The sequence below is a fragment of the Gallaecimonas kandeliae genome (assembly GCF_030450055.1).
GTDB classification, from domain to species: Bacteria; Pseudomonadota; Gammaproteobacteria; order Enterobacterales; family Gallaecimonadaceae; genus Gallaecimonas; species Gallaecimonas kandeliae.
This window is the reverse complement of record NZ_CP118480.1, coordinates 2,518,670-2,544,463: the sequence shown is the minus strand read 5'-3', so window position 1 is coordinate 2,544,463 and position 25,794 is coordinate 2,518,670. Positions and strand designations below refer to the sequence as shown.

Below are 25,794 nucleotides of genomic sequence, written 5' to 3'. Positions count from 1 at the left end.
GGCAAGATCTAGGCCAGGATGCCAAGATGAGGAGCCAGGGCCGCCTTTTGGGCCTCGGCGTCCGCCTCGCCGAGGGCGATCAGTTCCCGGCAATAGGGGCTTTCGAACAAGAGGTAGGACAGCAGCGAGGATTCCGCATCATCCGACACCCCCATGCGGCTCAGCAGCCAGCGTACCGCCCGCGGCAGGTGCTGGTAGAAGCGGGCGGCCAGGGCGTCGAGATTTTGACTGGGCTGGATCACCATGATGTTGAGGGGCCTCAACGCCATATGCTTGAGGCGCCTGGGCGGCACCTGTTCCAGGGTTTGATTGATGCGCCAGGCCCGCTCCAAGTCGGCATTGAGGGCGTCGGTGAAGATGGTGTCCAGCAGGTGGCCCGCTATGGTGCCGGCCGTGGGCGGATGGTGGCGAGCCTGGGGCGGCGGCGGGTGGTGATGCTGGGTGCCCACCACCAGGATCCGTTCCGCCCCCAGGTGGATCACCGGGCTCAGGGGGCTGAGCTGGTGGATGGTGCCGTCGGCAAAGTACTGGTGCTTGATCCGCACCGGCGGGAACAGGAAGGGCAGGGAGGTGCTGGCCAGCAGATGGGCCTCGCTCAGGTGGGTGCGGATCCCCAGCCGTTTGGCCCTGTGCCAGGGATGGCAGTCGTCGGTGGCGGTGAAGAAACTGACCGAGGTGCGCAGGCTGTAGGAAGAGGCGGTCACGGCCAGGGCCCGCAAACGCCCGAGGCGGATCTGCTGATCGACCCGGGCGAAGGGGATACGGTTGGCAAGCAGCTGTTGCAAGGGGGTGGGATCCAGCAGGCTGGGGGGCAACTGGCCGGCGTAGTCGGCCTGGAAGAAGTGCAAAAGGCGCTTGGTCAGGTGCTTCATGATGTGGCCGGCGTCGGCGTAAAACACCTGGCCGGTATTGAACTGGCTCCAGACCCCTTCCAGCTGCCTGACCCCCTTGCACAGGCAACTGGCCCAGGCCGCCAGCACTGTGGCATTGACGGCGCCGGCACTGGTGCCGGAGAGGATCTGGAAGGGCAGGCCCCGGCCCCGGCCCTGCCAGTTGCCGATGGCCTTGAGCACCCCCACCTGGTAGGCGGCACGGGCGCCGCCACCGGAGAGGATCAGGGCTGTGCTGGCTGGACTGGTCATGGTGCCTCGGGCTAAGGTTGCTACAACATCAGCTTAGTTTACAAGCTGTTAGCGTGCATTCTTGGTACGCCCGCCGGGCTTCCCGCCGGGCACAAAAAAGCCCCGCTGTGCGGGGCTTTTTCAAGTAGGGCTGACTCAGCCTTGCAGTTTGGCCTTGAGGCTGGCCACCACCTGATCGATGGCCAGGTTCTCGGTATCACCGCCGCGGCGGCACTTGTATTCCACCTCGCCGTTGTCCAGGCCGCGCTCGCCGATGATGATGCTGTGGGGGATGCCGATCAGCTCCATGTCGGCAAACATGACGCCGGGGCGCTCCTTGCGGTCGTCGAACAGCACGTCGATGCCGGCGGCCTTGAGTTCTTCGTAGAGCTTGTCAGCCGTTTCCTGCACCCGATGGGACTTGTGCATGTTCATGGGGATGATCACCACCTGGAAGGGGGCTATGGCGTCGGGCCAGATGATGCCCTTGTCGTCGAAGTTCTGCTCTATGGCGGCGGCAACGACCCGGGTCACGCCTATGCCGTAGCAGCCCATCTCCAGCACTGTGGCCTTGCCCTGTTCGGACAGCACTGTGGCCTTCATGGCCTCGGAGTACTTGGTGCCGAGCTGGAAGATGTGGCCCACTTCGATGCCGCGCTTGAGCTGGATGACGCCCTGGCCGCAGGGGCTGGGATCGCCTTCCACCACGGAGCGGATGTCGGCGACGTCGGTGAAACTGGCGTCGCGCTCCCAGTTGATGCCGAACTGGTGCTTGCCGTCTTCGTTGGCGCCGGCGGCGAAGTCGCTCATCACGGCGACGCTGCGGTCGACGATGACGGGCATCTTGAGGCCGACCGGGCCCAGGGAGCCGGGGCCGGCACCTATGGCGGCGCGAATGGCCTCTTCGCTGGCGAAGGTCAGGGGGCTGTCCACCAGGGGGTGCTTCTCGGCCTTGATCTCGTTGAGCTCGTGGTCACCGCGTACCAGCAGGGCTACCAGGGAGCTGCCGGCGTCTTCGCTGGCGTGGACTATGAGGGTCTTGACCGTCTTGTCGACCGCCACGCCGAACTGCTCCACCAGCTCGTTGATGGTCTTGGCGTTGGGGGTGTCGACCAGGCGCAGCTCCTCGGCCGGGGCGGCGCGATCAAAGGCCGGGGCCAGGGCCTCGGCCATCTCGACGTTGGCGGCGTAGTCGGACTCGGTTGAGAAGGCGATGAGGTCTTCACCGCTGTCGGCCAGCACGTGGAACTCGTGGGAAGCGGTACCGCCGATGGAGCCGGTGTCGGCCACCACGGGGCGGAAGTCGAGGCCCAACCGGGTGAAGATGTTGCAGTAGGCCTGGTGCATCTTCTGGTAGGTCTCTTCGAGGCTCGCCTGGTCCAGGTGGAAGGAGTAGGCGTCCTTCATCAGGAATTCACGGCCGCGCATCACCCCGAAGCGCGGGCGCACTTCGTCGCGGAATTTGGTCTGGATCTGGTAGAGGTTCAGGGGCAGCTGCTTGTAGCTGCTGACTTCAAAGCGTACCAGGGAGGTGATCACCTCCTCGTGGGTGGGGCCCAGCACGAAATCGCGGTTGTGGCGGTCCTTGAGGCGGCACAGCTCGGGGCCATACTGCTCCCAGCGGCCGGATTCCTGCCACAGCTCGGCGGGCTGGACCACCGGCATGGACACTTCCACGGCGCCGGCCTTGTTCATTTCGTCACGCACTATGGCCTCGACCTTCTTCAGGGTACGAAGGCCGGTGGGCAGCCAGGTGTAGAGGCCGGAGGCGATCTTGCGGATCATGCCGGCGCGCATCATCAGCTGGTGGCTTTTGACCTCGGCGTCGGCCGGGGTTTCCTTGAGGGTGGACAGCAGATATTGGCTGGTACGCATTTTCCTAGGGCCAGACAGTGAAAAAGGGCCTTAGTTTAGCAGCCAGGCCGGCCCCCTAGAAGCCCGGCTTGAGGGCCTGGCGCTGTTCGTCCAACTGGGCCAGCTGCCGGCTGGCCTGGAGGCTGGCGTTGACCGGCTGCACCGCCGCTGACAAGGCCAGGCCCAATGGCGGGCCCAGTTGCAGACAGAGGGCCTCGGCAAAGCCTTCAGCCACGGGATGGTTGGCCTTGGACAGGAACAGCAAGAGCCGGGCGCCGTCGCCCCTGGCCAGGATGTCGCCGGGCAGGCACTCGCGCTTGAGGCGCTCTGCCAGGGCCCTGATGGCCTTGTCGCCGGCGTCAAAGCCCTGGGCCAGGTTGAGGTCCTTGAGGTTGTCGAGGTGGAGCAACATCAACCAGGCCTCTTCCTTGCTTCTTTCCACCAGCCGGCAGAGCCGGCGGCGGCTGGGCAGGCCCGTGATGGGGTCATGTTCCAGGCGGTGCTCGAGCCTGGCCAGGCGGCTCATGTTGCGCTGCAGCCGGCCCAGGGCCAGGCGCCAGCGCCACAGCAGGATCACCGCCAGGGACAGGCTGGCGGTGAGCAGCAGCCAGGGCAGCCAGGTGGTCTTGCCCGGCCCCTGGGGTTGGTAGAGGAAGCCATCGAGGCTCTTCACCTCGGGGATCTGGCCCGTTTCAAAAAGCAGATCGGCGATGTGGCGCCAGCGCCTGGGGTTCATGTGCCCTACCTTGACCAGATCCGGCATGATCAGCTGCCGGGCCGTATCCAGCTCGAAGCGCATGTTGCCCATGGATTTGTCCACCTTGTAGTGGGCGTTGATGATGTCCAACGTCTCCTGGGGATGGTCCAGGGCATAGTTCCAGCCCTTGAGGGAGGCGCGGCGGAAGGCGGCCACTTCGTCAGGGTGGGCGTTCACAAAGTCCCGGGTGGTGAAGAGGATGTCGGAATAGAAATCCAGGCCCTGGGAGCGGGGATCGAGGATGAGGTAGGGCAGCCCCAACTTGTCCAACTGGTAGGGCTCGTTGGAGAGGTAGGCGTTGAAGGCGTCCACCTTGCCGGAGATGAAGTCCTGGATGTTGGTGGAGGTGTCCACCCTGTCCAGTTGGGTCGGGTCAACACCGGCCTTTTTCAGCATGGCGATGATCTCCGGGTCCAGGCCGCCGGGGAAGAACATCACCTTGTGGCCCACCAGATCCTGCACCGTCTTGATGCCGCGGTCGGTGCGGGCCACCAGCACGGAGGGGGAATGCTGGTAGATGGCCGCCAGGGCCACGAAGGGATAGCCCTCGGCCCAGAAGCTCAGCACCTCCATGTTGCCGACCCCGAACTGGGCCCGGCCTTCCTGCACCTCTGTGACCGGGAAGCGGTTGGCGCCTCCCTCGCGGATGGTCACGTCCAGGCCTTCATCCTTGTAATAGCCCTTGTAGAGCGCCACGTAATAGCCCGCGAACTGGGGCTGGTGGTGCCAGCGCAGCTGCAATACCAGAGGATCGGCGAAGAGGGAGAAGGACAGCAGCAGGCCAACCATGGCCAAAGCGGGGCGCAGCATGGAACATCCTGGATTGTTATTGCTTGAAGCCACTATGGTTCAAGCACTTGGCGTAGTAAAGAGCTGGATATCCAGCACCTGCACCCGATCCTGCCTTATCTGGAAACGGACATTGAGCCCGGCCAGCACCACGCCGTACTGGCGCTCGTCGTCGCCGGCTTTCTTGTAGGCGGGCCTGGGATCCTGGGCCAGCACCTCCGAGATGAAGGCCGCCAGCTCGCCCTTGCCGAGGGCCTGAAGCTTGGCCAGGGCCTCTGGTGTCCAGTCCACCGGCAGCAGGGCCGGCGCCTCTGGGGCGTAGCCGCCTTTGGCCTCTGGGTGGGCGTCGGCGTAGGGGATATAGGGCTTGATGTCGAGGATGGGGGTGCCGTCCACCAGATCGACGCCGCCGAGGCTCAGGACCCCGGCCTTGTGGTCCACGTCCAGCAGTTCCACCACGGAGAGGCCTATGGGGTTGGGCCTGAAGGTGGAGCGGCTGGCGAAGACGCCGGTCTTGGCGTTGCCGCCGAGGCGCGGTGGGCGCACCAGGGGCTGCCAGTCCCGGTCCAGGTGTTCGTGGAAGACGAAGACCAGCCAGAGGTGGGAGAAAGCCTCGATGCCGCGCAGGGCGTCGCCTCTAAAGGGGGGCTCCAGCACCAGTTGGGCGCGGGCGGACTTGACCAGCCCCGGCTGGCGGGGCACGGCGAACTTCTCGGCGTAGGGGCTCTGAATGTGGCCAATGGCCGCAAAGGAAAAGGCGCCCATCAGGGCGCCTCTATCTGGATGGCCTGGCCCTGGCAGATGGCCTGGCTGAGGCAGCCTGGGGCCGCCTCCTTGCCGGTGAGGGTCAGGCACTGGCGGATCACCAGGGCATTGGCGCCGAGCTTGGCGGCCTTGGCGCGGGCGTCGGTGCGGGCGTCGCTTTGCTTGGCCGGTGGCTCGTTGGCCTTTTCCTGGCAGGCCTCACCGCTGACCATGCCCAGCACCTGGTAACGCTTGCCGGCCAGGGCGTCGCTGCCGAGCAGCTGCACCTGGCCCGGGGCGAAGTAGTCGTGGATACGATCCTTGTCCAGGTTGGTGTTGACCTCGTAGTGGCTGGCGCAGCCGGCCAGCAACAGGGGCAACAACAGGTGCAGGCGCGGGCCCTTGTTCATTTAGTGTCCTTTGCGTTGGTACTTGCGGTACAGGCGTTTCTGGCGATTATCCAGATCCACGGCGGCGCCGTCGATATAAAGCGCCTTGACGCTGACACCGGCATAGTCGAACAGCGGGTGATCGGTGATCAGCACCGTCGCTGAGCGGCCCACCACCAGGTCACCGTACTGCCGGCCTATCCCCAAGAGATCCGCCGGAACCTGGGTCACGGACGCCAGGGCCTTCTGCTCGGGCAGGCCCCAGGCCATGGCCATGCCGACGGCGAAGGGCAGGTCGCGGGACGACCAGGAACTGGGCAGGGCTATGGCGACCTTGACCCCGGCCTTGTCGAGGATGCCGGCCAGGGCATAGGCCTCGTCGTAGGGGGCGTCGTCGCTGGAGGGCAGGCCTTCGGGGTTGGTCACTTCCACCGCTACGCCGCGCTGGGCCAGCTCGACGGCATAGGCCTCGGCGCCACGGCCCCCTACCAGGGTCCACTTGAGGCCGAAACGGTCGCCGAAGCGGATGGCCTGGTGGATGGCGGCGCTGCCGTCGGCATGGATGAACAGCGGTATGCGCTTGTCCATGACACCGCTCATGGCTTCCAGGCTCTCGTCTACCGCCTGGTCCTCGCTGTCGGCGCGGCGCTGGCGGTAGGCCTCGGCATTGGCGAAATAGGTCTCCAGGCTTTCCCGGGCCGCCTCGTCGCCCACCTTGGGCCAGTAGAGGTGCATGCCGGTGTCGGCGCGCACCAGCATGTCGCGGCGGTTCCAGCCGTCCAGGCGCATGGCGGCGGAGCGGCCTGCCACCAGGCCCCCCTCAGGGGCCACCTCGGCCAGGGCAATGCCGTTGCTGCGGATGGTGGGAATGAGCTCGGAGTCGCCGTTGAAGGCGGTCTCGGCGGCCACTTCGGGGGTGAAGGTACCCACCTCTTCCACGTCGTTGGTGGCCCGCACCGCTTCTATCTCGGAGATACCCAGGTAGGTGGAGAGGGCGATGAGGCCCGGATAGAGGTGTTCGCCGCTGGCGTCCACCACGGTGGCGCCCTGGGGCGCCGCCAGGTTCTGGCCTATGGCGGCGATAAGGCCGTGTTCGAGCAGCAGGTCGGTCTTTTCCTGGGTGCCGCCCTGGACGCTGTGCAAGGTGGCGCCCTTGATGAGGATGGGCGCCGCCTGGGGCTTGCCGGGCAGCATGTCGTGGGCCAGGGCCGGGGTGGCCAGCACCATCAGGGCAGCTATCAGTTTACGCATCACATTTCCTCCAGATGGCTGTCCATGTCTTCACAGTGCCAGTGCACCACGGCAGGGCGGTAACCCTTGCGATCTTCGGCCGGTTTTTCGCCGCTCTTGAGGATCTTGTCGATGAGGGTGGCCTTTTCGGCCTTGATGGCCTGGCGTTCGGCCAGGTCCCGCTCACGGTCGAAGTAGCGCTTGCCGTCCACCCAGGTGTCCAGTACCCGGGCGCGGGCACTCAGGGGGCTGGCGTCCCAGAGCACCAGGTCGGCTTGCTTGCCTTCCTTGATGGAGCCGACGTACTTGTCCACCTTCAGCTCTTTGGCCGGGTTGATGGTGGCCATCTTCCAGGCGTCTTCCGGGCTCATGCCACAGTAGGCCATGGACTTGGCCGCTTCGAGGTTGAGGCGGCGGATGAGGTCTTCGGAGTCGGAGTTGATGGAGGTCAGCACCCCTTTCTGGTTGAGCAGGCAGGCGTTCTGGGCGATGGCGTCATAGACCTCGAACTTGTAGGCCCACCAGTCGGCGAAGGTGGAGGCGGTGGCGCCATGGGCCTTCATCTCGTCGGCCACCTTGTAGCCTTCGAGGATGTGGGTGAAGGTCTGGATGTGGAAGTCGAACTCGTCGGCCACTTCCATCAGCGCCAGTATCTCCGAGGCCACGTAGGAGTGGGCGTGGACGAAGCGCTCCTTGTTCATGATCTCCACCAGGGCATCCAGGCGGTAATCGCGGCGCGGCGGCAGCACCTCGTTCTTGTTGCGTTTGGACAGCAGGTCGTAACGGGTGCGGGCCTCTTGGTATTCGCGGGCCGTCTGGAAGGCGTCTTCCATCAGGCTCTTCACGCCCATGCGGCTCTGGGGATAACGGATGGTGAAGTTGTCACCCCAGTTGGACTGCTTGACGTTCTCACCCAGGGCGAACTTGATGGTGCCGGGGGCTTCCTTGAACTTCATGTCCTCGGCCGTCTCGCCCCAGCGCAGCTTGATCATCTGGGCCTGGCCACCTATGGGGTTGGCGGAGCCGTGCAACAGCTGGGCGCTGGTGGTGCCGCCGGCCAGGGCGCGGTAGATGCTGATGTCGTTGGGGTTGATGACGTCACCGACGCGCACTTCCGAGGTCACGGCTTCGCTGGCCTCGTTGACGCCGCCGCTGATGGCGATGTGGCTGTGCTCGTCGATGATGCCGGCCGTGAGGTGCTTGCCGGTGCCGTCGATGACGGTGGCGCCGCGCGGGGCGTCCAGGTGCTTGCCCAGCTTCTCGATGACGCCGTCGTCGATGAGCACGTCGGTGTTGTCGAGGATGCCGGCCTTCTCAGAGGTCCAGACGGTGGCGTTCTTGATCAGCAGCTTTTCGCTCTTGGGATGTTGGGCAAGGCCATAGGCCTGATCCGGGAAGCTGGCGCGGCTGACCAACTTGGCGTCGTCGGCCTTGTCTTCTTTCTTGGCCTCGGGGGCCTTGGCGGTGACCACCAGGCTCTGCCAGGCACCGCCTTGTTGGGCGCTGATGACTGGGGCCTTGTGGCTGCCGGACAGCACCCAGTAATGGCTGCCGGCATCGTCGGCCCAGCGCAGTTGCAGCTGGCGGTCCTCGTAATTGCTGGTCAGCTGGTCTATGGCCTTGTCGCCCTGCTTGAGGCTGACGCTGCCGTCGTCCTTCACCGTCAAGGCGTAGTCCCCTGCCACCTGGTAGTCGCCCCAGAGGGCGGCCAGATCCAGGGGCACCTGGCTGTGGGGCTGGCCCTGGGTCCAGGTGGACAGCACCTTGCCGTCTTGGAAAATGTCGCCGGAGGCGATCACGAAGTCGGCCATCATGCCGGCCTTGAGCTGGCCGGCGATGCCGTCCACGCCGCCTATCTTGGCCGGCACTGTGGTCAGGGCCGCCAGGGCCTGGTCTTCACTCAGGCCGTCCTTGATGGCTTTTTTCACTTCCGGCCAGATGGAACCTTCCAGGCCGTGGCGGCTGAAGGCCACGGCCACGCCGCGCTGGGTCAGGGCGGCGGCGGTGCTGGGGGCGCGCTCCCAGTGGCGCAGATCGGCCAGCTGGGCCCGCTCCAGGTCCGCTTCCGAGGCGACCTTGGGGGGCTTGGGGAAGTTCAGCGGCAGCACCACTGTCTTGGCGACCTTGGCCACTTCGTCGGCGCGGTCGTATTCGAAGTTGGAACCCAGGTAGACGGGATTGAGGCCAAAACCCTTGAAGAGGTTGGCCGCCGACAGCAGCTCGTCTTCGTGGCGGGTGGCCAGCAGAATGCCCTGCTGCTTGAGGGCGCCGAGGGCGGCCAGATCGGCGTTGGTTTCGAGCTGGGCGCGGGCGCCGTCATGGTTCAGGGCGTCCTTGTACCAGGCGGCGTCGGACAGGGTCTGGCGTACCAAGGCCATGGCCCCCATCAGGGATGTGGGGTAGACCTGGGGGGAGCTGCCCTTGTCGAAGGCCATGAATTGGCGGCCTTTGTCCTGGTAGACCAACTGGTTGCTGGGCAGGTCGGCCAGGGAAAGGGAGACGCTGTAGCCCTGGAAGATGCCGTCCAGACGGGCGCTGGCGACGCTGGTGAAACCGTCCTCCAGGAAGGGCTTGGCGCCCTCCATGTCGGCCTTGGCCCGGCTGCGCCAGACCTCGCTGCCGTGCACGGCGGCGTTATGGGCCTGGGCGCCGGGACGGGGCCAGCGGTAGTGGGGCACCTCGTCCTTGGGACCTTCGTAGGCCTTGGTGGGCAGGCCGTAATTGCTGTAAGGGTCGATGAAACCAGGGTAGATCCAGGCGCCCTTGACGTCGATGACCCGGGCGCCGGCCGGGGCCTTGTCGTCCACGGCCAGGATGCGGCCGTCCCGCACCACCAGGGTGGCATCCTCGCGCTTCTCGCCGGGGGCCGTTATCAGGGTGGCGTGGGTCAGGGCCAGGGTCTGGCCGGCTTTGGGGTAGAGGCCATGCGGATCCTCGGTCTGGATCTGGCTGCCCTGGGAAAGGAAGGGCAGCAGCGCACTGGCGAGAAGAGACAGTTTGACCGTCTTTGTCCTTGCCATCTTTATGAGTTCCCTGTTGGTTTTATTAGCACCATCTCAACACAGGCCTCACAGTGGTGCAACGGCGGCCCGACCAATGGTTGTTTAGACAGGAACAAGGTTGGTTGAGGGGAATTCAGTGGGCCTTGGCACCCAGGTGCTGGCGCAGGAAGTGGCGCAGTTCGCGCAGTTCGTCCTCCCCGACCTCGTCGTGGAAGGGGACGAAGAGAAGCTGGCTGCCGTCGGTGCAGAGCAGTTCCAGCCGGGCCCCGTCCCGGTCCGGCAGCGGCCTTACCTTGGCTATCTCGGCCAGGGGCAACGTGCGGCTGCGGTGGCTGCCGGCATCTTTGATGGACAGGCGGCCGCCCTGGACCACCAGGAATTCCTCGGCGGGATTGTTCAGCACCCAGTAGATGAGGATGGCGGCAAGGGTAGCGCCCAGCAGCGGCAGCCAGTCAGGCAGGCCGGCCAGGGGCAGCAGCAGGCTGAGCAACACCAACGCCAAGGCCAACACCAGGCTGCTGATGTTCATGGGGCGCCTGCGATGCAGGCTATACCTGGGGCTGGGGGGGCTTCCTTGCATGGCGCCAAGTCTGGCCCAGCGCAAGGGGGCGCGCAAGGGCTTTTTCCTCTCAGAAAGGGCTTTTGAAACAAGTGCTTGTTATTCATTCAATGGCAAGTTGTGGAGGCCACGGATCAGCTCTGCCAGCAGATGGGTGCCCGGGCCTGCCTGGTCGGGATCCGGCAGTACCAGGTTGAGCACGGCACTGCGGCTGCCGCCGTCCCTGAGCCTGACGACCTTGAGGCAGCCAGCCTCCAGTTCCTCTTCCACCAAGTGCCGGGGAACCCAGAGGAAACCCATGCCGGCCTTGACCACCTGGAGGGCATCCTGGAAGTGGCCGAAGGTCCAACGGTTCTCGGCCCGCAGCCAGCCCCCCAGCTCCCTCGGCTTGGCAGCGGTGTCACGGATCACCAGTTGCAGTTCCTGGGCCAGTTCCTCGCCGCTGACGGGTCTGCCTATGGTGGCCAGGTGGTGATCCCGATGCACCACAGGCACCATCTCCACGGTGCACAGGGACTGGCCCATGAAACCGCGGGGTATCATGCTGGTGATGGCGATGTCCACGCTCCCGTTCAGGATCAGCTCCTCGGTGCCGGTGATGACGGAGTGGTAGATCTGCAGCCGCGAGCCCCGGCTCTGGGGCTGGAACTGGGCCAGCAGTGCCACCAGTTGGGCGGGGGGATAGATGGATTCCACCGCCAGGCGGATCTCCGGCTCCCAGCCGCATTCGATATTGCGGGCCAGGCCCTCCAATGTCTCGACGGTATCGGTCAGGGCCCGGGAGCGGCGCAGCAGCACTTCCCCCGTTGGGGTCAGGAAGGCCTTGCGGCCCTTGACCTCCAGCAGGGAAACCCCCAACTGGTCCTGGAGCTTGGCCACCGCATGGTTGAGTGACGACTGGCTCTTGTTCAGCGCCGCCGCCGCCTGGGCATAGCCGCCGTTGTCCACGACGGCCTGCAGCATCCGCCATTGTTCGAGGGTGGTCTTGGGCCTGTACATGTTGTGCCTCTCTCGCTTGCTGCCGTCCAGCATGCCTCAAAGTACCGCTATTGAGAAATCTGGTGTCCGGACAACTTTTTCAACGAAAACGTTTTCTTTTTATTTTTGCTATGGCATAGTGCTGCCATTGGTGAGTGAAAACCCACCATTCCTCAAAAGCATGTTTGTTTATCAATCATCCTGTGAAGCCAAAACCCCGTAGGGATTTCCTACGGGGTATTTTTTTATTTGGCCACCAGACAGAAGAGTAAGCTGCTTATTTGGCCAAGTTCCGGGTCGCTGCAACCTTTGGCCGGCCAATCCAGCAAGGCGATGGCCAGGGTCAACGGCTGAACTATGGTGTTGACCCTGCGCCTTTGGCTTTAGGGTGCTAGAGGGAGGGCAGGTCGAGGCTGTATTCCCTGGCCACGTCCACCAGCATCACGTCCTTGAGGATGTTGCGGCCGATCAGCACCGGGAATTCCAAGTGGGAGCGGTCGGACAGGTTGAACTCGGCCTGCTGGCTGATGGGGCCTATGTCGAACTTGAACTCCACCACGGGGCGGCGTTCCCCTTCCTCTGAGTTGGACTGGATCACCCTGACCCAGCGCACCACCTCGCGTTCCACTTCCATGTATTGGCTGCCCTGGTCGTCGGTGGGCACCTGGAAGCGAACCCAGTCGACGCCCTCCCTTTCAAACTTATGGATATCGCGGGCGTCGAGGGAAGCCGAGGTGGCCCCGGTGTCGATACGGGCGGTAAGCACCACGTCGGAAGGGTGAAGGCGCACTTTTTCCAAGGCACCGACCACCAGTTTTTCATCCTTCACTGGCATGGGTTTGGTCTCCGGACATTGTTGTTGAATTGTAGGGGGACAGACGACAGGCCTGGTTTTTTTGTTGCGTCTGGCGGTGATGGCCGCCAGGGCGGCTTTGCTGAGCGGCCAGCCACGGCACAGGGGCTTGGAGCCGCAAGGGGTTGCGCTTTTCCATCAATCCTTTTTTTGTCGTGGCTTGGGGCTCAACCATAAGATCCATCAACGCTTTCTGAATTGCCATAGTAGCGGCTCAGCTCCCTGGGCGCCTTTGCATTTGGCCAGGGGAGAGCGACAATAACGCTTTCTTCCCAACAGGCCCTGACCTTGGATCTGCAGCAACTCCTCGACGACATCAGCGCCGCCGCACCTCAGCACTACGGCAAGGGCAAGGTGGCCGATTATATCCCGGCTTTGGCCAGGGTGCCCGCCAAGCAGTTCGGCATGGCCATCTATACGGTGGACGGCCAACTTTATTTTAGTGGTGAGGCGCAAAAACGCTTTTCCATTCAAAGTATTTCCAAGGCTTTTTCCCTGGCCATGGCCATGAACCGCCACGGCGACGCCCTCTGGGAACGGGTGGGAAAGGAGCCTTCTGGCACCGCCTTCAATTCCCTGGTGCAGCTGGAGTTCGAGAAGGGAGTGCCCCGCAACCCCTTCATCAACGCCGGCGCCTTGGTGGTGGCCGACAGCCTCTGCTCGCGGCTCTCGGCGCCGGTGCACGCCATGCTGGAGGCGGTGCGGCTGCGGGCCGGCGAGGCCTCCATCATCATCGATCGCAAGGTGGCAGACTCGGAGTTCGAGCACCGCTACCGCAACGCCGCCATGGCCAACCTGATGAAGAGCTTCGGCAACTTCGAGAACGAGGTGGACAGGGTGCTGCGGGCCTACTTCAGCTACTGCGCCCTGTCCATGAGCTGTGTGGAGCTGGCCAAGGCCTTCAGCTTCCTGGCGAATGACGGCAAGTGCCAGCAGAGCGGCGAGCCGTGGCTGAGCAAGCGCCAGGCCCAGCAGATGAACGCCCTGCTGTTCACCTCCGGCCTCTATGACGCCGCCGGCGACTTCGCCTACCGAGTCGGCATGCCCGGCAAGAGCGGGGTAGGGGGCGGCATAGTGGCTGTGCTGCCGGGGCGCTTCACGGCCTGTGTCTGGTCGCCAGAACTCAACGAATACGGCAATTCGGTGGCGGGGATCTGGGCGCTGGAAGAATTGTCCAAGGCTCTTGAGGTCAGCCTCTTCTGAGGACTAAAAGACTAGGGGCCCTTAGGGCCCCTAGTCTTAACAGGCGGTGGCGATCAGCACGGCCCTTTTCGGCGCCGGGTAGCCTTCCACCGTCTTGCTGGGATCGCTCGGGTCCAGGAAGTCCTTGAGGGACTCGTTGCGCATCCAGGCCGTGGCCCGCTGCTCATCGGTGCTGGTCTGGTCTATGTCCACCACCTTGATGTCCTTGAAGCCGCAGCGGCTGACCCAAAGCTCCAATGCCGCGGCGGACGGCAGGAACCAGACGTTGCGCATCTGGGCGTAGCGGTCTTTGGGCACCAGCACGGCGTTCTCGTCCCCGTCTATGACCAGGGTCTCCAGCACCAGTTCGCCGCCCTCTTTGAGTTGGGCGCGCAGCTGCTCTATGTGCTCTATGGGGCTCTTGCGGTGGTAGAGCACCCCCATGGAGAAGACGGTGTCGAAGGCCCGCAGCTCCGGCAGCTGCTGGATGCCGAGCGGCAGCAGATCCACCGGCAGGGGCCTGCCGGCACCCTTGGCGAAATGCTTGATGGCCTGGAACTGGATGAGGAAGAGATCCGAAGGGTCTATGCCCACCACCCGCCAGGCTCCTTCACCCAGCATGCGCCAGAGGTGGTAGCCGCTGCCGCAGCCCACATCCAGCACGAAACGGTTCTTCAGCGGCGACAGGTGCGGCAGCACGCGCTCCCATTTCCAGTCGGAGCGCCACTCGGTGTCGATATGGACGCCGTGGACCTCAAAAGGCCCTTTGCGCCAGGGGTGGAACTTCTGCAGCAGGCCTTCGATGGCCTTCTGGGTGCCGGCATCCACCTCCCCAGGCGCCCCTATGGTGACGCCATTCTCGATATCGAGATGCTTGGTCTGCACTTCAGGCAGTTGGCTGAGGATGCGTTGCCAGTGGCGGAACTCGCCGTGGCGGCTTTCTTCTTCCCACTCACGCAGCTGTTTGGGCAGCACTTCCAGCCAGTGGCTGAGCTGGGTCTCGGCGATATCGGCGAAGAAGCGTTGGAACCAGTTCATTGCCCTTCCTTATTTGATGGCCAGCAGGGAGGCGAAGTTGTAGCACTGGTACCAGAACTGGCTGTGGCCGAAGCCGGCCTTGGCCAGGCGCGCCAGGTGCTTCTCCGGGCTGTCGGGGCGCATCACGTTCTCGATGGCGGTGCGCTTCTGGGCGATTTCCAGCTCCGAATAGCCGTTGTCGCGCTTGAAGTCCCAGTGCAGCTCGCACAGGAGGTCGTTGATGGCGTTGTCTTCGAACACCAGCTTCTCGGAGAGCAGCAGCAGGCCGCCCGGGCGCAGGCCGTCATGGATCTTCTGGATGAGGGCATCGCGGTCTTCCGGCGGCAGGAACTGCAAGGTGAAGTTCAGCACCACCAGGGAGGCGTCCTGGATGTCGATGTCGCGGATGTCGGCTTGCTGGACGCTGACCTGGACCTTGCCCTTGTAGGCTTCGAGCTGGCGGCGGGCGCGGCTCACCATGGCCTCCGAGCTGTCGACGGCGATGAGCTCAACCCCTTCGATATCGACGCTGCGCTTGATGGCGAGGCTGGCGGCGCCGAGGGAGCAGCCGAGGTCATAAATTTTGCTGCCGCTCTTGGCAAAGCGCGGCGCCAGCTTGCCGAGGGTGTGCAAAATGGTCGTGTAGCCCGGCACCGATCTGTTGATCATGTCGTTGAAGACGTCCGCCACCTGCTCGTCGAAGGCGAAATCCTTGACGGCGGAGTGGGGCTGGGAATAGATGCGATCCTGGGACATGGGCTCACCCTCTGGTTCAAAGCGGGCGCTATTTTGCCTGAGTTTAGGCCTCGCTGCGAGCGAGGTGCGGCCGGCGAGGCGCTGCCGGCCAGGCCCTTTTCAGATGAGCCCGGCCTGGGCGAAGGCGGCCGAGGAAACTGGCAACCGCCTTTCGCTTAAAAAAGTCCGGGTTGGGCGAAGGGGGGCAGGGGCGGCAGGGGATGGCGCTTGGCCACTTCCTCATAGAACCAGCGGGCCAGCATGGGCGCCTGGTCGTTGTCGGCGCTGTGCACGAAGAAGCTGGGGGTCTTACCCTCGGCCAGCCACTGGACCAACTTGTCCAGCCAGGGGGCGAGGAAGCCGTGGTTGAGACCGGGCTCCGGCAGGGCCACGAAGCGCACCACGGGATTTTGCCCTGTGGCTATGGCGTGGACAGGCACTCTGGGCTTTTTCTGCTGGGCGTCCAGCAGCACCGCATCTGTGGCCGGCACCGAGAAGACGGGCCTGCTGTCCATGATGATGCGGTCACAGTTTCTCTCCAGCAGCAGCCGGTTGAAGGCCCGCTCCGCTTCGCCTTTGTCGAAGAAGGCCCTGTGGCGCACTTCCACCGCCACCGGCAACCCTTTGGGCAAGGCGTCCAGGAAGGCGGCCAGGGCCGGCAGGCGCTCTGGGCCGAACTGGGCCGGCAGTTGCAACAGGTAGTGGCTTATCTGGCCATGGAGGGGGGCGAAGCGGCTCAGGAAGTCGTCCAGTTCCTTGTCGCAGCCGACAAGGGCCTTGTGGTGGCTGATGGCCTGGGGGAACTTGAAGGTGAAGCGAAAATGCGCCGGCACCGCCTTGGTCCAGCGCGCTACAGAGGCTTCGCTCGGCAAGGCATAGAAGCTGGTATTGCCCTCGACGGCGTTGAACACCCGGGCATAATGGGCCAGGTGTTCTGTGCTGGGGGTGCCGGGCGGGAAGAGCCAATGCTTCCAGGCCGGGTGGGACCACATGGGGCAACCGAGGTACAACATGGCGGCCATTATAGCGACCGAATTGAATCCCCCAAGCCCTGCTCGCTATAATCGACGGCCATTATGGCGTGACAGCCACACTTCTTCGTCAAAGGACTCTTAGTTTCATGCGCAGCATCTATTGTGGACAGATCCGTGAAGCCCATGTGGGCCATAGCGTTCAACTGGTTGGCTGGGTCAACCGCCGCCGGGATCTCGGCGGCGTCATCTTCGTCCAGCTTCGTGACCGCGAAGGCCTGGTACAGGTGGTCTTCGATCCGGATCTGCAAGAGGTGTTCGAGCTGGCCAACAGCCTGCGCGCCGAGTTCTGCGTCCAGATCGAAGGCACTGTGCGGGCCCGCCCCGAGTCCCAGGTCAACGCCGACATGGCCACAGGCGCCGTCGAAGTGCTGGGCAAGAAGCTGACCATCATCAACAAGGCGCTGCCGCTGCCCATCGCCTTGGACGACCACCAGAAGAACAGTGAAGAAGCCCGCCTCAAGTACCGTTACCTGGATCTGCGCCGCCCCGAGATGACAGAGCGCCTGATCTTCCGCGCCAAGGTCACCGGTTTCGTGCGCCGCTACCTGGAGGAGCAGGGCTTCCTCGACATCGAGACCCCCATCCTCACCAAGGCCACCCCCGAGGGTGCCCGCGACTACCTGGTGCCGAGCCGCACCCACAAGGGCAAGTTCTTCGCGCTGCCCCAGTCGCCCCAGCTGTTCAAACAGCTGCTGATGGTGGCCGGCATGGACCGCTACTACCAGATCGTCAAATGCTTCCGTGACGAGGATCTGCGCGCCGATCGCCAGCCCGAGTTCACCCAGATCGACCTCGAGACCTCCTTCCTCAGCGCCGAGCAAGTGCGCGCCATCACCGAAGGCATGGTCCGCGAGCTGTTCAAGGAAATGCTGGACGTGGACTTCGGCAGCTTCCCGACCATGACCTACCTGGAAGCCATGACCCGCTTCGGCTCCGACAAGCCGGATCTCCGTAACCCCCTGGAGATGGTCGACGTGGCCGACATCCTGGCCCACGTGGAGTTCAAGGTCTTCAACGGCCCCGCCAACGATCCCAAGGGCCGGGTTGCCGTGATCAAGGTCCCCGGTGGCGCCAGCCTCTCCCGCAAGCAGTTGGACGACTACCAGGCCTTCGTCGGCGTCTACGGCGCCAAGGGCCTGCCCTGGCTCAAGGTCAACGAGTTGGCCAAGGGCATGGATGGCCTGCAATCCCCCATCCTGAAATTCCTGGATGAAAAAGCCGTCCAGGGCCTGTTGGCCCGTACCGAAGTCGCCGACGGCGACCTGCTGCTGTTCGGCTCCGACTCCTACAAGGTCTGTACCGACGCCCTGGGTGCCTTGCGCCTCAAGCTGGGTGAAGACCTCGGCTTTACCCGCACCGAGGAGTGGGCCCCGCTCTGGGTGGTGGACTTCCCCATGTTCGAGGAAGACGACGGCCGCCTCTACGCCCTGCACCACCCCTTCACGGCGCCCCTGAATGCCAGCCCCGAACAGTTGGCGGCCGATCCTTTGTCCACCATCTCCAACGCCTACGACATGGTATTGAACGGTGTGGAACTGGGCGGTGGCTCTGTCCGTATCCACGACAACGCCATGCAGCAGGCCGTGTTCAAACTGCTGGGCATCAGCAGCGAAGAAGCGGAAGAGAAATTTGGCTTCCTGCTCGAAGCCCTGCAATACGGTGCCCCCATCCACGCCGGCCTCGCCTTCGGCCTGGACCGCCTGGTGATGCTGATGACAGGTGCCAGCTCCATCCGTGACGTCATGGCCTTCCCCAAGACCACCACCGCCGCCTGCCCCCTGACCGAGGCGCCGAGCTTCGCCAACCCCCAGGCCCTGGACGAGTTGGCCCTGAACGTGAAGAAGGTCGAAGAGTAAGGGCGGCGCCATGGCGAACTGCCAGCGCCGCGGCCAAAACGGGTGCCAGGGATGAGCCGCATCATCCTTGGCATAGACCCCGGCTCGCGCATCACGGGTTACGGCCTGGTGCGCCAGACCGGGGTTCGTTTTTCCTACCTCGGCAGCGGTTGCATCCGGGTCCAGGGCGATGAGCTGCCGGGGCGCCTCAAGCAGGTGTTCGACGGCGTCTCGGAGATCATCCGCCAGTTCCAGCCAGACGAGCTGGCCATAGAACAGGTGTTCATGGCCCGCAACGCCGACTCGGCCCTCAAATTGGGCCAGGCGAGGGGGGTGGCCATAGTCGCCGGCGTCAACGCCGGGTTGCCGGTGGCCGAGTACTCGGCCCGGCAGGTCAAACAGGCGGTGGTGGGCACGGGGGCGGCGGACAAGACCCAGGTGGCCCACATGGTCACCCAGATGCTCAAGCTCCCCGGCACTCCCCAGGCCGATGCCGCCGACGCCCTGGCCATTGCGCTCTGTCATGGACACACCAGCACCAGCCTGACTAAGATGGCCCTCGATAGCCATAAGCTGGTGCGTGGCCGCCTGCGAAAATAACGGAATTTTATGATTGGAAGATTGACCGGCCTGGTGGCTGCCAAACAGCCCCCCGAGATCCTTATCGACGTGGCCGGGGTCGGCTACGAAGTGCAGTGCTCCATGCAATCCTTCTACGCCCTCGGCGAGATAGGCGCCAAGGCGGTGCTGCATACCCACCTGGTGGTGCGGGAAGACGCCCACCTGCTGTTCGGCTTCGTCACCAAGGAAGAGCGGGCCCTGTTCCGCCAGCTGATCAAGGCCAACGGCGTCGGCCCCAAGCTGGCGCTTGCCATCCTCTCCAACATGACGGTGGGCCAGTTCGTCCAGGCCGTGCACCACAACGACATGTCCACCCTGGTGAAACTGCCCGGCGTCGGCAAGAAGACGGCCGAGCGGCTGCTGGTGGAGATGCGCGACAAGCTCAAGGACTTCGGCGAGCAGGCCTTCGTGGGCCTTGCCATGCCCGAGCTGGCCATGGCGCCCCAGGAAGCGGCCATGGATCCCAAGGACGACGCCCTGGCCGCCCTTATCGCCCTGGGCTACAAGCAGTCCCAGGCCGAGACGGTGGTCAAGAAGGTGGCCAAGGCCGACATGAATTCCGAGGCCATCATCCGAGACGCCCTCAAGGCCATGCTCTGAGGTAAACCATGATCGAAGCAGACCGCCTTATCCGCCCCCAGGCCGACCGCGAAGACGACGTCATCGACCGCGCCATCAGGCCCAAGCTGCTGGCGGACTACCAGGGCCAGGACCATGTGCGCTCGCAGATGGAGATCTTCATCCAGGCCGCTCGCGGCCGGGAAGAGGCCCTGGACCACCTGCTGATCTTCGGGCCTCCCGGCCTCGGTAAGACGACGCTGGCCAACATCGTCGCCTTTGAAATGGGGGTGGGCATCAAGACCACCTCGGGCCCTGTGCTGGAGAAGGCCGGGGATCTGGCGGCCATGCTCACCAACCTCGAGCCCCACGATGTGCTCTTCATCGACGAGATCCATCGCCTCAGCCCCGTGGTGGAGGAGATCCTCTACCCGGCCATGGAGGACTACCAGCTCGACATCATGATCGGCGAAGGCCCGGCGGCCCGCTCCATCAAGCTGGACCTGCCGCCCTTTACCTTGATCGGCGCCACCACCCGCGCCGGCTCCCTGACCTCGCCCCTGCGCGACCGTTTCGGCATAGTGCAACGTTTGGAGTTCTACAAGGTCGAAGACCTGGCCACCATAGTGGCGCGCTCGGCCAGCTTCCTGAACCTGGACTTGGACGAGAGCGGCGCCTTCGAGGTGGCCAGGCGCAGCCGGGGTACGCCCCGTATCGCCAACCGCCTGCTGCGCCGGGTGCGGGACTTTGCCCAGGTCAAGGGCGACGGCAGCGTCAATGCCACCGTTGCCGCCGCGGCCCTGGACATGCTGGACGTGGACAACGAGGGCTTCGACTATATGGATAAGAAGCTGCTGATGGCCATCATCGACAAGTTTCTCGGCGGCCCCGTCGGCCTCGACAACCTGGCCGCCGCCATAGGGGAAGAGAAGGACACCATCGAAGATGTGCTCGAGCCCTTCCTCATCCAGCAGGGCTTTTTGCAGCGCACCCCCAGGGGGCGCATCGTCACGGACAGGGCCTATCGCCACTTCGGGTTGAGCCGCAGCGACTAGTTCACAAAATCGGGAGGCATGTGCGTCTTTTCAAGCTGCCAGCGTTGTTGGGGCTGCTGCTGTGCCTGGCCTTGCCGGCCTGGGCGGCGGCGCCCAAGTTGCAGTACCGGCTGCAGGGGCTGGATGGCGCCCTGGCGGACAACGCCGGTATCTACCTGGATCAGTTGCCCGATATCCCGCCGGAAAAAGCCGACCTCCATTTCGAGGATCTGGAAACCGCCCTGCGCAACGCCTTGAAACCCCTCGGTTACTACCAGCCCAAGATCCGTTTCGGCGAACTGGACGGCGACAGCCTGCCCATCAGTGTCGACCCCGGCGAGCCGGTGCGCTACCGCCACCTCGACATCCAGCTCGAGGGGGACGCCAAGTCCGACGAGCTCTTCCTCGAGCTTTTGAAGAACCTGCCCTTCAAGGCAGGGGCAGTGCTGCGCCACGACCAGTACGAGAGTGCCAAGGGCCGGCTGCAGAGCCTGGCCTTGCAGCGCGGTTACTTCGACGCCCGTTTCACCGCCAACAAGGTGGAGGTGCACCTCGAGGACAATGCCGCCGATCTCAGCCTGCATTTCGACAGCGGCAAGCGTTACCGCTTCGGGGCCATCCGCTTCGACAGCGACAGGGAGGTGGACCATCTGCTGGACGCCCTCTTCACCATCAAGGAAGGCGAGCCTTTCAAGGCCAGTGCCGTCAGCGAGCTGAGCCGCAATCTCTCATCCACCAAGTATTTTCGCAGCGTCGAAGTGCTGCCTCTGGTGGACCAGGCGGGTCCGGACTTGGCCATCCCCATGCTGGTGAAACTGCGCGCCAAGGCCAACAACCAGGTGGAGTTGGGCCTGGGGGCTTCCTCCGACGAGGGCCCCAGGGCCTCGGTGTCCTGGACCAAGCCTTTCCTCAACGAACACGGCCACAGCTTTACCACTGCCCTCAAGGTCTCGGGCCCCCGCCAGGAAGCGACCTTCGAGTACCGGATCCCGAGGCGGGATCCCCTCAACCAGTTCTATACGTTGCAAGGGGGCTTGCAGCGCCTCAACCTGCAGGACACCCAGAGCACCAAGTACACCGTCGCCGCCCACCGCTGGGACAAGCGCAGCCAGGACTGGAGCCGGGATCTCTTCGTGCGGGTGGAAAAAGAGGACTATCGCCAGGCCGACCAGCACGACCAGAGCTTCCTGGTGATCCCCGGCGTTTCTTACAGCCGCACCCGTTTCAAGGGGGCGCCCGAGGTGAGCTGGGGCGACAGCCGGGCCATCACCCTGGAGGTCTCAGACCAGGCCATAGGCTCGGACGCCCGCTTCGTGCGGCTCTGGGGGCGGACCAAGTGGCTGCGCACCCTCGGCAAGGACGGGCGCGTCATAGCCCGCGCCGAGCAGGGGGCCGTCTGGGTCAAGGATGTCGACCAGCTGCCACCCTCCTTGCGTTTCTTCACCGGCGGTGACCAGACGGTGCGGGGCTTTGACTACAAGAGCATCGCACCGCGCAACAGCGATGGCGAGCTGGTGGGTGCCAAGTACAGCACGGCGCTGAGCCTCGAATACGATCACCGCATCGCCGAGAAATGGCGCCTGGCCACCTTCGTGGACACCGGCACCGCGGCCAACAGCTACCAGGGCGGCTTCCGGGAGTGGAAGGTGGGCACCGGCTTCGGGGTGCGTTGGATGACGCCGATCGGGCCCATCCGCCTGGATCTCGCCTTCGGGGTCAGTGAGACCCATGTCCCCTGGCGGTTGCATTTCACCATGGGGCCTGAATTCTGATGCGTTGGCTAAAGTGGCTTGCCTGGACCTTCCTCATACTGTTGGCGCTGCTGGTGGTGGTGCCCACGACCGTATTGCTGACCGACGGGGGTAACCGCTGGCTCTGGGCCGAGGCCAAGGACCTTGTGCCTGGCCTGGATGGCGAGCTGGTGGAAGGCAACCTGGGCCAGGGCTGGCATTTCAAGGGCCTGAGCTATGAAGACAGCAGCCTGAGCCTCAAACTGGCCGAGTTGCAGCTGGCCTGGACCCCCTCGGCATTGCTGGCCGAAAAGCTGCAGCTGGACCGGCTGGTGGCCAGGGGTTTGAAGCTGGATCTCAAGGCCAGCCAGCAGGGCCCGGCGCCGGCCAAGGCCGAGGGCCCTATGGCGCCCCTCGAGTTGCCGATGCTGCTGGTGTTCGACGACGTCGATCTCCAGGACGTCCGGCTTCGCCTGCCAGGCCAGCAGATCCGCCTTAAGAGCCTTGGGTTGTCCGGGCTCTGGGACCAGGACGGCATCATGCTCAACGGCCCCGAGGTGACGGGCCTCGACATCCAACTGAGCGAGACGGCCGGCGACAAGGCCGCCGGGAGCAAAGAAGAAAGCCCTGCGGCCCAGCCCCTCCAACTGCCGGTGGTGCAGCTGCCGGTGGCGGTCAGGGTGGAAGGCATGGTGCTCAAGGACAGCCACTTTAGCCAGGGGGACATGGAGCAGCAGCTGGCCATGCTCAGCCTCTCGGCCAAGGCGGCCGGCAGCGACATCCACATCCAAAAGCTGGCCCTGGAACATGAGCTGGGCACGGCCAGCCTCAAGGGGCAGATCCGCCTCAAGGGCCAGTACCCGCTGTCGCTGGCCCTGGACGCCAGCCTCGGCAAGGGGCTGCTTGACGGCCAGTTGAACGGCGAGACCCTGGCCCTGCGCCTCGACGATTCCCTGGCCGACCTCAAGCTGGGCCTGGCCGCCAAGGGCCCCCTGGCCCTGGCGCTCAAGGCCAGGGCCCAGCCCCTTAAGCCTGAACTCCCCTTCGACGCCGAGCTCAACTGGCAGGAAACCGGCTGGCCCCTGGCCGAGCCCCAGTACCGCCTCGGCGCCGGCGAACTCAGCGCCAAGGGCAGCCTCAAGGGCTACCGCCTCAATATCAGCACCTCCGCCACCGGCCCTTCTGTACCCAACACCACCCTGGCCCTGGACGCCGACGGCGACGCCGGCCAGTTGGCTATCCGGCAACTGGCCCTGACCCTGCCGAGGGGCAAGGCGCAGCTGGACGGCATGCTCGCTTGGCGGCAGGGGCTCAGCTGGCAAGGCAAGCTCAGCCTGGACCAGCTCGACCCCAGCCTCTGGCTGGAACAGTTGCCGGGGGCCATCAGCGGCACTGTGCCGGCCTCCTTCAAACTGGCCGGCGACCAGTGGCAGCTGGCGGCCCAGCCGGCCCTCGGCGGCAGCCTGGCCGGTTTCCCGTTAAGCCTCAAAGGCGACCTGGCCCTGGACCAGGCCCTGGAGGGGCAGTTGCAGCTGGCGCTGGCCAACGGCCCCAACCGGTTGCTGGCCAAGGGCAGCCTCGGCCAGCAGCTGACCCTCAAGGGTGAGGTCCAGGCCCAGGATCTGTCCCTGTACGGTAAGGACTTCGAGGGGGCCCTGGCCGGCCACTGGACCTTGCAAGGGGACAAGGCCAAGCCGCAACTGGACCTGGATCTTGGCGGCCAGCGCCTGACCCTGATGGGCTTCAAGGCGGCAAGGCTCAAGCTGGCGGCCCAAGGCGAGCTGGGCCAGACGCCAAAGGGCCGGCTGCAGCTCAATCTGGCCAGCCTCAAAGAAGGCGGCCTGGATCTCAAGGACATCGCCCTCAGCGCCCAAGGCGGCCTCGCCGACCACAAGTTGGCCCTGAGCTTCAAGGGCGCGCCTGTGGGGGGCGAGCTGCATTTGAGCGGCGGCCTCAAGGGCCAGGACTGGCAGGGCAATCTTTCCGACGCCGCCTTCGATACGGCCATGGGCCGCTGGCACCTCGACAAGCCTTTGTCCCTGGCCTTTGCCGGTGGCCAGCTCCAGGCCGGGGCCCAGTGCTGGCGCTCCGAAGGGGCTTCTGCCTGCCTGACGCCGCTTCTCGCCTCGGCCGACAAGGGCCAGGGCAGCCTGCGCCTGGAGGGCCTGGAGCTGGCCCGCCTCAAGCCTTTCTTCCCGGACCAGTTGCAGTGGCAGGCCAGCCTCAAGGGTGAGGCCAGCTTTGGTTGGCAGCAGGGCAAGCCCAGCCTGGATGCCCATATCGAGACCTCCCCCGGCCGGCTGCTGGTGGGGCAGAACCAGGCCGACTACCGGCAGCTGGCCCTGGTGGCCAAGCTGGCCGGTGACCAGTTGGCTACCCACCTGGATTTCCAGTCCGACAGCCTGGGGCAACTGGCCCTGGCGGCGACGGTCACCGATCCCCAGGCAAAAAGAAAATTGGACGGCCAGCTCAGCCTCAAGGGTCTCAAGCTCGGCTGGTTGGCACCGCTGCTGCCCCAGGTCCATAGCCTCAGTGGCGAGATCAACGGCGAAGGCCGCCTCGGCGGCTCCCTGGCCCAGCCGCTCTTCTTCGGCAAGCTGGCCCTGAGCGGCGGCGGCCTCGACACCAACTCCGACATCCTGACCCTCTCCCAGCTCGATACCGAACTGGCGGTGGACGGCGCCAAGGCGACCCTGTCCGGCTCGGCCCTGGTGGGCAAGGGCAAACTGGCGCTGAGTGGCGACATGGACTGGCAGCAACCGCCCATCAAGGGCCAGGTGCGCATCCAGGGCGACAAACTGGAGGCAGGCTACCCCGGCTACGGCAAGATCAGGCTGAGTCCCGACTTGAGCGTCGGCATAGGCGAGGCCAACAGCGTCGAAGGCAAGGTGGTGATCCCCTGGGCCAGGATCAAGGTCAAGGAGCTGCCCCAGAGCGCCGTCAGCGCCTCCAAGGACGTGGTGGTGGTGACCAAGGACGGCGAGAAGAAAGAAGTGGCCGTGCCCCTGACCATGCACCTGGGTGTGGAGTTGGGGGACGATGTGCGCCTGGAGGCCCTGGGCCTCAAGACCAAGCTCAAGGGCGGCCTGGCCCTGGTCCAGGAGCCGGGCAAGGCGCTGCGCGGCAACGGCGAGATCCGGCTGGCGGACGGCACCTACAAGGCCTACGGCCAGAACCTGCAGATCCGCACCGGCTCCATCCTCTTCACCGGCGCCCTGGACAGCCCCAACCTCAAGCTGGAGGCGATCCGCAACCCCAGCACCATCAGCGATCCCGACATAGTGGCCGGGGTCAGGGTGACGGGGGAGGCCAGCCAGCCCAAGGTGGAGCTCTTCTCCGAGCCCGACATGACTCAGGCCGAGCAGCTTTCCTACCTGCTGCGGGGCAAGGGCCTGGACAGCAACGACCAGTCCGACGGCAACGCCGTGATGCAGGCCATGCTGCTGTCGGCCGGGCTCAACCAGGTGGGCGGCCTGGTGACGGGGGTGGCCGAAGGCCTGGGCCTGAGCGACGTCGCCATCGACACCTCTGGCTCGGGGGACGGCACCCAGGTCAACATCTCCGGCTACCTGGCCCCCGGCCTGCAGCTGGAATACGGGGTCGGTGTCTTCAGCTCTGTGGGGGAAGTGCGGGTCACCTATGAACTGCTGCCCAGGCTCTACCTGCAGGCCGTCAACGGCGTCAACCAGGCGTTGGACATCTTCTACAAGTTCGAATTCTGAGCCGGCCGGCCCTGGGTGCTATGCTCAGGGCTTTAGCGAAAAAGGAGAGT

Annotated in this window: 21 protein-coding genes; 7 read left to right on the top strand and 14 right to left on the bottom strand. The window is 64.8% G+C overall.

Annotation, left to right across the window (positions count from 1 at the left end):
* Nucleotides 1-8 precede the first annotated feature (8 nt).
* From PVT67_RS12620 to PVT67_RS12570, 11 genes are all read right to left on the bottom strand, one after another.
* Entirely contained in the window at nt 9-1,142 is a 1,134-nt protein-coding gene (locus PVT67_RS12620) for a patatin-like phospholipase family protein (RefSeq protein ID WP_301493986.1), read from the bottom strand.
* A gap of 135 nt (nt 1,143-1,277) precedes the next feature.
* Nucleotides 1,278-2,996, bottom strand: coding sequence for a proline--tRNA ligase (locus tag PVT67_RS12615; protein WP_301493984.1), 1,719 nt, complete (start codon nt 2,994-2,996; stop codon nt 1,278-1,280).
* Between the two features lie 55 nt (nt 2,997-3,051).
* Nucleotides 3,052-4,542 (bottom strand): ABC transporter substrate-binding protein, encoded by a 1,491-nt coding sequence (locus tag PVT67_RS12610; RefSeq protein WP_301493982.1) that lies wholly within the window; start codon nt 4,540-4,542, stop codon nt 3,052-3,054.
* A gap of 39 nt (nt 4,543-4,581) precedes the next feature.
* A complete protein-coding gene (gene tsaA, locus PVT67_RS12605) occupies nt 4,582-5,286 on the bottom strand; it encodes a tRNA (N6-threonylcarbamoyladenosine(37)-N6)-methyltransferase TrmO (RefSeq protein ID WP_301493979.1) in 705 nt (234 codons plus the stop codon).
* On the bottom strand, nt 5,286-5,675 hold the full coding sequence (gene rcsF / locus PVT67_RS12600; RefSeq protein ID WP_301493977.1) for an Rcs stress response system protein RcsF: 390 nt from the start codon (nt 5,673-5,675) through the stop codon (nt 5,286-5,288). The genes tsaA and rcsF overlap by 1 nt, the downstream gene beginning before the upstream one ends.
* Entirely contained in the window at nt 5,676-6,905 is a 1,230-nt protein-coding gene (locus PVT67_RS12595) for an amidohydrolase family protein (RefSeq protein WP_301493974.1), read from the bottom strand.
* Complete coding sequence (locus PVT67_RS12590) at nt 6,905-9,904, bottom strand: amidohydrolase family protein (RefSeq protein WP_301493972.1); 3,000 nt, start codon at nt 9,902-9,904, stop codon at nt 6,905-6,907. Before PVT67_RS12590 ends, PVT67_RS12595 begins: the two co-directional genes overlap by 1 nt.
* 115 nt (nt 9,905-10,019) lie before the next feature.
* The gene (locus PVT67_RS12585) at nt 10,020-10,415 is read right to left on the bottom strand and encodes a hypothetical protein (protein WP_301493970.1); all 396 of its coding nucleotides are present in this window, start codon (nt 10,413-10,415) and stop codon (nt 10,020-10,022) included.
* Between the two features lie 129 nt (nt 10,416-10,544).
* A complete protein-coding gene (locus tag PVT67_RS12580; protein ID WP_301493968.1) occupies nt 10,545-11,444 on the bottom strand; it encodes a LysR family transcriptional regulator in 900 nt (299 codons plus the stop codon).
* Between the two features lie 370 nt (nt 11,445-11,814).
* Complete coding sequence (locus PVT67_RS12575) at nt 11,815-12,258, bottom strand: ATP-dependent zinc protease family protein (protein ID WP_301493966.1); 444 nt, start codon at nt 12,256-12,258, stop codon at nt 11,815-11,817.
* Entirely contained in the window at nt 12,242-12,481 is a 240-nt protein-coding gene (locus PVT67_RS12570) for a hypothetical protein (RefSeq protein ID WP_301493964.1), read from the bottom strand. The genes PVT67_RS12575 and PVT67_RS12570 overlap by 17 nt, the downstream gene beginning before the upstream one ends.
* Nucleotides 12,482-12,558: 77 nt before the next feature.
* On the opposite strand from PVT67_RS12570, the gene glsB reads away from it, so the two are divergent.
* Complete coding sequence (gene glsB / locus PVT67_RS12565; protein ID WP_336407848.1) at nt 12,559-13,479, top strand: glutaminase B; 921 nt, start codon at nt 12,559-12,561, stop codon at nt 13,477-13,479.
* Between the two features lie 36 nt (nt 13,480-13,515).
* Here the strand turns inward: glsB and cmoB are convergent, their stop codons facing one another.
* The 3 genes from cmoB to PVT67_RS12550 form a co-directional block, all read right to left on the bottom strand.
* A complete protein-coding gene (gene cmoB, locus PVT67_RS12560; protein ID WP_301493960.1) occupies nt 13,516-14,496 on the bottom strand; it encodes a tRNA 5-methoxyuridine(34)/uridine 5-oxyacetic acid(34) synthase CmoB in 981 nt (326 codons plus the stop codon).
* 9 nt (nt 14,497-14,505) lie between these two features.
* Nucleotides 14,506-15,231 carry a carboxy-S-adenosyl-L-methionine synthase CmoA gene (cmoA, locus tag PVT67_RS12555; RefSeq protein ID WP_301493958.1) on the bottom strand — a complete coding sequence of 242 codons (726 nt, stop codon included), beginning with the start codon at nt 15,229-15,231 and terminating at the stop codon, nt 14,506-14,508.
* Between the two features lie 155 nt (nt 15,232-15,386).
* Nucleotides 15,387-16,202, bottom strand: coding sequence for a DUF72 domain-containing protein (locus tag PVT67_RS12550; RefSeq protein ID WP_301493956.1), 816 nt, complete (start codon nt 16,200-16,202; stop codon nt 15,387-15,389).
* A gap of 128 nt (nt 16,203-16,330) precedes the next feature.
* Here PVT67_RS12550 and aspS point away from each other — a divergent pair, with 128 nt between their 5' ends.
* The 6 genes from aspS to tamB are packed head-to-tail and all read left to right on the top strand — an operon-like array spanning nt 16,331 to nt 25,744.
* Complete coding sequence (aspS, locus tag PVT67_RS12545; protein ID WP_301493954.1) at nt 16,331-18,100, top strand: aspartate--tRNA ligase; 1,770 nt, start codon at nt 16,331-16,333, stop codon at nt 18,098-18,100.
* A 51-nt stretch (nt 18,101-18,151) separates the two neighbouring features.
* A complete protein-coding gene (gene ruvC, locus PVT67_RS12540; protein WP_301493952.1) occupies nt 18,152-18,679 on the top strand; it encodes a crossover junction endodeoxyribonuclease RuvC in 528 nt (175 codons plus the stop codon).
* 9 nt (nt 18,680-18,688) lie between these two features.
* Nucleotides 18,689-19,300, top strand: a complete 612-nt coding sequence (gene ruvA / locus PVT67_RS12535; protein ID WP_301493950.1) for a Holliday junction branch migration protein RuvA — start codon at nt 18,689-18,691, stop codon at nt 19,298-19,300.
* Between the two features lie 8 nt (nt 19,301-19,308).
* Nucleotides 19,309-20,313, top strand: coding sequence for a Holliday junction branch migration DNA helicase RuvB (gene ruvB / locus PVT67_RS12530; protein ID WP_301493948.1), 1,005 nt, complete (start codon nt 19,309-19,311; stop codon nt 20,311-20,313).
* A gap of 20 nt (nt 20,314-20,333) precedes the next feature.
* Nucleotides 20,334-22,064 (top strand): autotransporter assembly complex protein TamA, encoded by a 1,731-nt coding sequence (gene tamA, locus PVT67_RS12525; protein WP_301493946.1) that lies wholly within the window; start codon nt 20,334-20,336, stop codon nt 22,062-22,064.
* Entirely contained in the window at nt 22,064-25,744 is a 3,681-nt protein-coding gene (gene tamB / locus PVT67_RS12520; protein ID WP_301493944.1) for an autotransporter assembly complex protein TamB, read from the top strand. Before tamA ends, tamB begins: the two co-directional genes overlap by 1 nt.
* The last annotated feature ends 50 nt before the right edge of the window (nt 25,745-25,794 follow it).

What these genes read in the sequence shown, in the direction of transcription:
- PVT67_RS12620 (WP_301493986.1), bottom strand. Translation starts at nt 1,142, where the DNA reads ATGACCAGTCCAGCCAGCACAGCCCTGATCCTCTCCGGTGGCGGCGCC.
- PVT67_RS12615 (WP_301493984.1), bottom strand. Translation starts at nt 2,996, where the DNA reads ATGCGTACCAGCCAATATCTGCTGTCCACCCTCAAGGAAACCCCGGCC.
- PVT67_RS12610 (WP_301493982.1), bottom strand. Translation starts at nt 4,542, where the DNA reads ATGCTGCGCCCCGCTTTGGCCATGGTTGGCCTGCTGCTGTCCTTCTCC.
- tsaA (WP_301493979.1), bottom strand. Translation starts at nt 5,286, where the DNA reads ATGGGCGCCTTTTCCTTTGCGGCCATTGGCCACATTCAGAGCCCCTAC.
- rcsF (WP_301493977.1), bottom strand. Translation starts at nt 5,675, where the DNA reads ATGAACAAGGGCCCGCGCCTGCACCTGTTGTTGCCCCTGTTGCTGGCC.
- PVT67_RS12595 (WP_301493974.1), bottom strand. Translation starts at nt 6,905, where the DNA reads ATGCGTAAACTGATAGCTGCCCTGATGGTGCTGGCCACCCCGGCCCTG.
- PVT67_RS12590 (WP_301493972.1), bottom strand. Translation starts at nt 9,904, where the DNA reads ATGGCAAGGACAAAGACGGTCAAACTGTCTCTTCTCGCCAGTGCGCTG.
- PVT67_RS12585 (WP_301493970.1), bottom strand. Translation starts at nt 10,415, where the DNA reads ATGAACATCAGCAGCCTGGTGTTGGCCTTGGCGTTGGTGTTGCTCAGC.
- PVT67_RS12580 (WP_301493968.1), bottom strand. Translation starts at nt 11,444, where the DNA reads ATGTACAGGCCCAAGACCACCCTCGAACAATGGCGGATGCTGCAGGCC.
- PVT67_RS12575 (WP_301493966.1), bottom strand. Translation starts at nt 12,258, where the DNA reads ATGCCAGTGAAGGATGAAAAACTGGTGGTCGGTGCCTTGGAAAAAGTG.
- PVT67_RS12570 (WP_301493964.1), bottom strand. Translation starts at nt 12,481, where the DNA reads ATGGCAATTCAGAAAGCGTTGATGGATCTTATGGTTGAGCCCCAAGCC.
- cmoB (WP_301493960.1), bottom strand. Translation starts at nt 14,496, where the DNA reads ATGAACTGGTTCCAACGCTTCTTCGCCGATATCGCCGAGACCCAGCTC.
- cmoA (WP_301493958.1), bottom strand. Translation starts at nt 15,231, where the DNA reads ATGTCCCAGGATCGCATCTATTCCCAGCCCCACTCCGCCGTCAAGGAT.
- PVT67_RS12550 (WP_301493956.1), bottom strand. Translation starts at nt 16,202, where the DNA reads ATGTGGTCCCACCCGGCCTGGAAGCATTGGCTCTTCCCGCCCGGCACC.
- aspS (WP_301493954.1), top strand. Translation starts at nt 16,331, where the DNA reads ATGCGCAGCATCTATTGTGGACAGATCCGTGAAGCCCATGTGGGCCAT.
- ruvC (WP_301493952.1), top strand. Translation starts at nt 18,152, where the DNA reads ATGAGCCGCATCATCCTTGGCATAGACCCCGGCTCGCGCATCACGGGT.
- ruvA (WP_301493950.1), top strand. Translation starts at nt 18,689, where the DNA reads ATGATTGGAAGATTGACCGGCCTGGTGGCTGCCAAACAGCCCCCCGAG.
- ruvB (WP_301493948.1), top strand. Translation starts at nt 19,309, where the DNA reads ATGATCGAAGCAGACCGCCTTATCCGCCCCCAGGCCGACCGCGAAGAC.
- tamB (WP_301493944.1), top strand. Translation starts at nt 22,064, where the DNA reads ATGCGTTGGCTAAAGTGGCTTGCCTGGACCTTCCTCATACTGTTGGCG.